General features: G+C 49.4%; 1 protein-coding gene. It reads left to right on the top strand.

Annotation, left to right across the window (positions count from 1 at the left end):
- Nucleotides 1–627: 627 nt before the first annotated feature.
- Nucleotides 628–1,922: group II intron reverse transcriptase/maturase (gene ltrA, locus HXW94_RS18650; RefSeq protein WP_218576818.1), on the top strand; the 1,295-nt coding region annotated here is incomplete at its 3' end.

The raw sequence follows: 1,922 nt of genomic DNA, 5'->3' as shown, positions 1-1,922 counted from the left end.
GCGGTGTGACCGGCATGGTCATGAACTAACTGGTGAAAGTCCAGTCATAGCCCCAGAAAGGAGGGAATATGTAGGCTAAGGCAAGGGTGCCTGAAGAAACTTCCCGGAGCTGCCCGAGGAGGGATAACCCGGTGAAGGGAAGCCAATGAGGGATCTGAAGGAAGCCGGCGCCAAACTTGCTACTCAAGCTCGGTGCGAACCTCAGGCAGGCCTAACGGAAAGGGCGAGATACCCGCGACTATCAAAGCCCGATATCCTTTCCGTATTCCGTTGGGTAGAGGAGGTGGGTGAGCAAGGAAAGTGCATGACCTTACCCGGTGAAGGGCCGTCTGATCCGGGCCGTTGTAACTGCGACAGCCAAGCCCTAAGCGGAGCAGCAATGTAGCCGTTACGGACAGAGGGTCTTCAGATGAAGCCATAGTAGGCGTAAAACCGGCAGCCAATGAAGATGTGGTGACGCATCAGAGGATAAAACTGCCGGCAAGCGACAAGGATGTTGGAGCCGAAGGGCGGAACATGTAACTGGTTAATGGAATCTCAGAATAGCGGATGTAACGAGTTCAGCCATAGGAGTTTCTTTGAGAGGGGAGACGTATATATCCTGTGACAACAAAGGAATGCAGAACGATGAAGATACAACCCACAATGAAAAGCAAAATGAGGCAACTTGACCTGTTCGTTGACGAAAGAAGTCTCTTTGAGAAGTTATGCGATCAGGCCAACCTGTACGCAGGCTTTGCAGCGGTAAAGAAGAATGGTGGCTCGCCGGGAATAGACGAGGTGACCATTGCGGAATTCGAGAACCGTATAGAAGAAGAGCTGGCCCAGCTCAAGAAGGAACTTGAAAACTGGAGCTATAAACCCAATCCGGTTCTACGGGTAGAAATACCTAAGCCCGGAAAAGGAGCAGGTGTACGCCTGTTAGGAATCCCTTGTGTCAGGGACAGAGTGGTCCACGCCACTCTAAAACTACTCCTGGAACCTATACTTGACCCTACATTTTCAGAGCATAGCTATGGCTTCCGGCCTGGATACAGTCCGCAAAAGGCGGTGGAAGCAGCTAAACAGATAGTGAATAATGGGAAAGAGTATGTCATTGATATTGATTTATCAAAATTTTTCGACCGAGTTAATCACGACCGCCTTATTTACTTGCTGTCGGGTCATGTGACGGACAAACGAATTCTTCGTCTGATCGGCATGATACTCCGTAGCGGGGTGATGACAAATGGAACAGTACAGCCCACGGAAGAGGGAACCGTTCAGGGAAGCCCTCTAAGCCCGCTTTTGAGTAATGTGGTGCTTGATGAGCTGGATAAGGAGCTTGAGCGACGAGGCCTTGAGTTTTGCCGATACGCTGATGATTGTAATATATTCGTCCGGTCACCGAAAGCTGCAAACCGGGTGATGGAAAGCATCAGCAAGTTCATTGAAGGTAAGCTCAAATTGAAAATCAACCAGGAGAAAAGCCGTGTAGGACGAAGTAAGGATGTCAAATTTCTGGGAATGACGATCATCAATGGGACTGTAGCCATATCGGCCCAGTCGATGAAACGCGCGATGCAGAAGGTCAAGGAACTGACCCCACGGGGTACCCACTTGTCTTACGAGCAAACAATGAAGCGGATTAACAGCTGGTATAAAGGTTGGTCAGGTTACTACCTGATGACTCAATACCCATCTCAATTCGCCGCAATTGAAGCGCATATAAGAAGAAGACTGAGAGCCCGGATTGTAGATCAACAGAAAAGACGCCGTCATTTGTACAGGAAACTGGTAAAACGTGGAATAGCAAAGCGATCGGCGAGTTCAACCGCCTTTTCAAACAAAGGAAGATGGGCCACATCCTGGACATACGCCCTACATAGAGCCTACCCTAATCGCTGGTTTATCAACGGATTAGGGCAGGTGATAAGATCAAC

This window comes from Desulfobacter latus (assembly GCF_013389365.1).
GTDB classification, from domain to species: Bacteria; Desulfobacterota; Desulfobacteria; order Desulfobacterales; family Desulfobacteraceae; genus Desulfobacter; species Desulfobacter latus.
Note: the sequence above shows the minus strand (reverse complement) of the source record. Positions and strands in the feature narration are given on the sequence as shown.